The organism is Novosphingobium sp. (assembly GCF_025351285.1).
Lineage (GTDB): Bacteria > Pseudomonadota > Alphaproteobacteria > Sphingomonadales > Sphingomonadaceae > Novosphingobium.
In genome coordinates this window covers 1-2,212 of record NZ_JANXWG010000137.1, presented here as the reverse complement: position 1 = coordinate 2,212, position 2,212 = coordinate 1, and the positions used below count along the sequence as shown (strand labels likewise).

Genomic DNA, 2,212 nt, shown 5'->3' with positions numbered 1-2,212 from the left:
ATCGCTTCGAGCGATGGATGCCCAGACCGTCGCCGCCGATGCCGATACGCAGCTCGCCCGCGCAGACAAGCGCCCGGACTGGAAGGTCGGCGTCTCCTATGGTCGCCGCGAGCCTGCCTTTGGCGATCTGGTCTCGGTCGGTGTCTCGATTGACCTGCCGTTCTTCTCGAAGCGACGGCAAGACCCCAAGATTGCCGCCGCCGCCAGCGAGGCCGAGAGAGCCCGCTTCGACCGCACGGCAGCCGAACGCGAGGTGCTGGCGAGCCTCGAAGGCGATCTAGCTGACCATCTGATGCACCATCAACGGTTGGAGAATGCGCGGCAAACACTGGTGCCGCTCACCAAGCGCCGCGCCGAACTGGATATGGCGAGTTACGCGGCTGGCAAGCTCGATCTTGGCAGCGCTCTGCTCTCATCGCTGGCGCTGGCCGAAGGCGAAATCGACGCTCTCGCCCGCGAAGCCGATGTCGCGCGCGACGCGATCCGCGTCAACATGACTTATGGGGAGGACAGCCAATGACTGTCACGATGACCGAGCCCGCGCGCTGGCGTGCTGGGGTAATGGCCGCCGCCTTAATCGCTGGCGTCGGCGGATATTGGCTGGGGTATCGCGGAACTGGCGATGCCTCCACTCCGGCTGTCAAGGATCGCAAGATCCTCTATTATTATGATCCGATGGTGCCTCTGGAGCATTATGACAATCCGGGCGCGCTGTCCTCGATGGGGATGAAGACGCAGCCCAAATATGCCGAGGAAGGTGGCGCGCCCGGCGAAGCGTCAGGGGTAACGGTCAATCCAGCCGCCATGCAGAATCTGGGTGCTCGCGTTGTGGTGGCGCAAATGGGAAGTCTCGCTTCCACCCTCAATGTGACGGGGAGCATCGACTTCAATCAGCGCGATGTGGCGGTGATTCAGGCCCGCTCGGGCGGGTTCGTTACCCGTGTTTACGGCCATGCACCCGGCGATGTCATTCGCGCCGGTGCACCGATTGCCGATATGCAATTGCCCGAATGGGGCGGCGCGCAGACCGAGTTCCTTAGCGTCAATCGGCTCGGGCGTCCTGACCTCACCGCCGCCGCGCGTCAGCGATTACGCCTGTTGGGTATGTCTGACGCCGTGATTTCCGGGATCGAACGTAGTGGGCGCACTAACGGAGCGGTGACAATCACCTCGCCGATCTCGGGTGTTATCCAGACACTCGATGCGCGCGCCGGTGTCACGCTGGCGCAAGGGCAGACCTTGGCTCAAGTGACCGGCCTCGGCACCGTATGGCTCAATGCCGCGGTTCCCGAAGCGCAGGCGGGAAGTGTTCGTATCGGACAGAGCGCCAGTGCCACGCTTACCGCCTTCCCCGGCGAGACATTCAATGGGCGCATCCTCGCCGTCCTGCCAACTGCGCAAGTCGATAGCCGGACGCTCACGGTGCGGATCGAGCTGGCCAATCGCGGCGGTCGGCTGCGTCCCGGCATGTTCGCGCAGGTTTCGCTTGGCGGGACCGCGAACACCGCGCTGCTGGTGCCGAGCGAGGCGGTGATCCGCACCGGAATGCGAACGCTGGTCATGTTGGCAACGGGCAATGGCCGCTATCAGCCCGCCGAGGTTCGGGCGGGCCGCGAAGGCGGCGGGCAGACCGAGATACTCGAAGGCCTCGCCGTCGGCGAGAAGGTCGTCGCCTCTGGGCAATTCCTGCTCGATTCCGAAGCGAGCCTGACCGGGATTGAAGCCCGCAAGCTGGGCGGCGCGAAATGATCGAATGGATCATTCGCGGCTCGGTCAAAGCGCGTGGGCTGGTCGTCGTCGCCGCCCTCGTCCTGACCCTGATCGGCATTGCAGCGGTGCGAACCACGCCGGTCGATGCGCTGCCCGATCTGTCGGACGTGCAGGTCATCATCCGCACCACTTACCCCGGACAAGCCCCGCAGATTGTCGAGAATCAGGTCACTTACCCGCTCACGACAACGATGCTGTCTGTCCCGGGCGCACGGGTGGTGCGGGGCTATTCGTTCGTCGGCGACAGCTTCGTCTATGTGCTCTTCGAGGACGGCACCGATCTCTATTGGGCACGCAGCCGCGTGCTGGAATATCTGAGCCAGGTGCAGGGAAAACTGCCAGCAGGCGCGACGGCTTCGCTCGGTCCCGATGCCACCGGTGTGGGCTGGATTTACGAATATGCGCTGGTCGACAAGACCGGTCGGCATGATCTGGCTCAGCT

General features: G+C 64.1%; 3 protein-coding genes. All 3 read left to right on the top strand.

Annotated elements, in window-relative coordinates; genetic code table 11:
* Nucleotides 1-520, top strand: a 520-nt coding sequence (locus tag Q0R16_RS16745; protein ID WP_295638752.1) for a TolC family protein, incomplete at its 5' end; no start/stop codon positions are given.
* A gap of 8 nt (nt 521-528) precedes the next feature.
* The gene (locus tag Q0R16_RS16740) at nt 529-1,749 is read left to right on the top strand and encodes an efflux RND transporter periplasmic adaptor subunit (protein WP_295638749.1); all 1,221 of its coding nucleotides are present in this window, start codon (nt 529-531) and stop codon (nt 1,747-1,749) included.
* Nucleotides 1,746-2,212 (top strand): efflux RND transporter permease subunit (locus Q0R16_RS16735; RefSeq protein ID WP_295638746.1); only part of this gene is annotated, 467 nt, incomplete at its 3' end. The genes Q0R16_RS16740 and Q0R16_RS16735, both read left to right, overlap by 4 nt.

Bases quoted from the DNA above. Each gene is read 5' to 3' on its own strand.
- Q0R16_RS16740 (WP_295638749.1), top strand. From the start codon at position 529: ATGACCGAGCCCGCGCGCTGGCGTGCTGGGGTAATGGCCGCCGCCTTA.